The sequence below is a fragment of the Campylobacter sp. RKI_CA19_01121 genome, assembly GCF_025771295.1.
Lineage (GTDB): Bacteria > Campylobacterota > Campylobacteria > Campylobacterales > Campylobacteraceae > Campylobacter_D.
Genome location: NZ_JAKMQA010000020.1, coordinates 1 through 3,125, shown reverse-complemented (window position 1 = coordinate 3,125; position 3,125 = coordinate 1). Strand labels below are relative to the sequence as shown.

2 protein-coding genes are annotated in these 3,125 nt (G+C 27.3%); both read right to left on the bottom strand.

Annotated features, from left to right (window positions below):
* Positions 1-455 (bottom strand): filamentous hemagglutinin N-terminal domain-containing protein (locus L8T90_RS07740; protein WP_263737160.1); only part of this gene is annotated, 455 nt, incomplete at its 3' end.
* Between the two features lie 14 nt (positions 456-469).
* Positions 470-2,980, bottom strand: coding sequence for a hypothetical protein (locus L8T90_RS07735; protein WP_263737159.1), 2,511 nt, complete (start codon positions 2,978-2,980; stop codon positions 470-472).
* Between the last annotated feature and the right edge of the window lie 145 nt (positions 2,981-3,125).

Below are 3,125 nucleotides of genomic sequence, written 5' to 3'. Positions count from 1 at the left end.
TTTACATCAAATGCTGGAGAGAATTTTGAACCTTGTGATAAAAATTTACTAACCTGTCCATCATTTAATGGCGTAGTAGAAGCTACAAATTTATTTGCAGTAACACTACCTCCTTTTTCTATCACTACACCCATAGGATTAATTAAATAAATATTATTAGTCCCACCATTTAAAGAACCAAAAATTTTAGATGCATCTTTTTGATAAGCAATGTTTAGATAATTTTGACCACTAGTAGTAAAGTTTACACTTTGACCCTTATCTATATTAAAACCGCCACCCCATTGTATGACTGAGTTTTGTTGGTTTCCTTTAATATCCATATTATTACCATTAGTAATAATACTACCAGTTCCATGAGTAAATTTACCACCTTGCGGTAAAGCCATAAGTGGAGAAAAGATTAAAGATGATGCTATGGTAGAAAGAAATATTTTTTTTCCAACTTGTTTCATGTTTTAACTCCTTATTAATTAAATTTCACATAAATAGTTTTTAGATCTTTAGAAGCTTCTAAACTAAATTTAACTTTATTAAAACCTTTTAAGTTTTTTATTTGTTTGTAGTCTATGTCTTTTACATTAGAAGACATTTTACTTAGATATTTATTGAGTCTATATTCACTTAAGCTTTTACCATCTTCATCCACAAAGCCTTTATCACTTTGTATTAATTTAAAGGTTTTGTTTTTTAGTGCTAAGTTATCTTTTACTAATACTTTAAAAATTCCAGATAAAGTAAGGTTTAATGGTTCATTACTAATATGTAACATCGCTTGATTTGCTTGAGTATTTTTAGATATTACAAAAGTAAAATCCTCAAAATTATTTACCATTTCAGTGCCAACATAAGCAACGTCTAATATCAGATGATTATTTTTAGATAAATTCTCTAAATGCGAAGCTATATGATTATAAACTTTTTTCTCAGCATGTTCATGGAGTATTGTACCGCTAATACAGTTCATGCTATCATTTTCATAAGTAAAAAAATTACCACCTAAGTACAAAGTATTATTATAAGATTTACTCTCTTTGTCTTTATCTTTAAAAACAGCAGATGCTGCAATAAATACAGCATTTTTGTTTTTATACTCATCTATGTTAATATTAAAAATTTCTACTATATTATGATGAGTATTTTTGGATACACCACCTATTAAATGCAAATACCCTTCTCTTTTATCCGAAGAAGTTCCAAATGTAGCATTTTCTAGTATGACTTTATTATATGAACTCTCATTAGCTGCTCCAACTACAGTAGCACTTTCTTTAGCAGCTGAAGAATAATCTTTTAGATATATATAATTATTACTTGCTTTTTCATCTGCTCTTATAACTATTTTTGAACCTCTATCTAAAGAACTATTTTCAGAAAGACTTTGTACTAAATCATAAGTTATCTTATTATCATTGACTTCTTTTGCTTCGATTAAAAAGCTTAAATTTTTTGATGATTTGACTTCCCTTAGTGAGATTTTATTCCCATTTGCTTGTTCAGGCGTATAAACATGATCTTGCATAGTAACTTTTTTGGTTATAAAGCCATATAAAGGAAGAGAAATTAAAGAATTTTCAATATTAATACTATTATCATTAGCATTACCACTTAAGGTTCTAGCTGCATACACTACAAGTTCATCTTTATAGTTTTGCGGAACTAATTCTTCATTAAGATTATTTTTTATACTAATAACATTACCATTTGCTCCTTTTGTTGCATAACCACCATATAATCTAAAATAATTCTTTCCTGAAAAATTATCACTAATTTTAAATGGATTTTTAAAGTCAAATTCTACATGATTTTCATTTGCTTGACCATTACTAGCAAAACCTCCATAAAAATTCATAGAAGCTTGCACTTTAGAATTTTTATTTAATTCTCCTATAGTATTAAGATTTCTTACATAAATTTTATTTTTAAGAGCATTTCCTTTAATAGATTTTCCTCCAAAAAACTCTCCAAATAAAATAGCATCATAAAAGCTTGGATTTTTTGTTTTATCCACTTCCAAATCTAGATTAATATTATTAATTATAAGTTTGTTATTAATTGCATTAAAATTCTCACTCGTACTAGCATTAGCTAATCCACCATAAGCTTCAATAGTACTAGATGCAAAGTATTCATTCTTTTTTCCATGCACTATAAAATCAACCCCATTAAAAACAATTGAGTTGTTTTTTGCATCACCATCTGTAGCAAATCCACCAAAAAGATGGGGTATCCTACGATCATAAAGTTGGGTACCATCATAATTTGTAATATATTGAGTATTATATAAGCCTATTTTAGAACCCTTTTCGAGATTTAGCTTATTCGAATCTGCCATACCATTTAAAACAACAGAACCTGCTATATAAGGAGCGCCATTTAGTGCAAATGTTTCAGTATTTTCAACACCCATATTAATATAAGAATTTTTAACTATAAGTGAGTTATTAATTGCATTAGCATAATTTACAAAAGCAGGACTAATTATAAATCTATAAGCATCCTCAACACCTTTTGGAAATTCTTTATTTATGTTTTTAGGTTTTATATAATATATTGATGATAATTCACCATTTTCCAAGATAAGCTGACTATTTTTTACATTTTTTTTCAGATTAAACCCTGTTACAACAAAAGGAATATAAAAAATACTAGATCGCGCGTTCATAAAAGCCATAGTGTTTAATACACTAACAACATCCTCATCTTTAATATCTGGAGTTAATACACCAAAGTTATTATATATTAACCTTGCCCCATCAATATCTTTTTGACTATTTTTAATCCCATGATAATTTTTTCCATTAAGTTTAATAAAAACATCTTTTGAATAATCATAAAAATTTTGATTTTCAAAAGAATGATTTTTTATAATATAAGATGATGATGATTTTTCATACAAAGCTTGCGTAGTAGCAAATGATAAATTTGGCATCATCGCAAATAATAAAGTAACACACAAACTACCATGTATTTTTTTCACGCTCTCTCCTTTTAATTTAAATTCACTACTATGCTTTTTGCATCTTTACTTACACTTAGAGTGTATTTAGCTTTTTGAACTTTTGCTTTGATGTTTTTATGTAAGCTTTGATTGTTTTTAGTAATAGTTTCTAATAAGCTTTGTA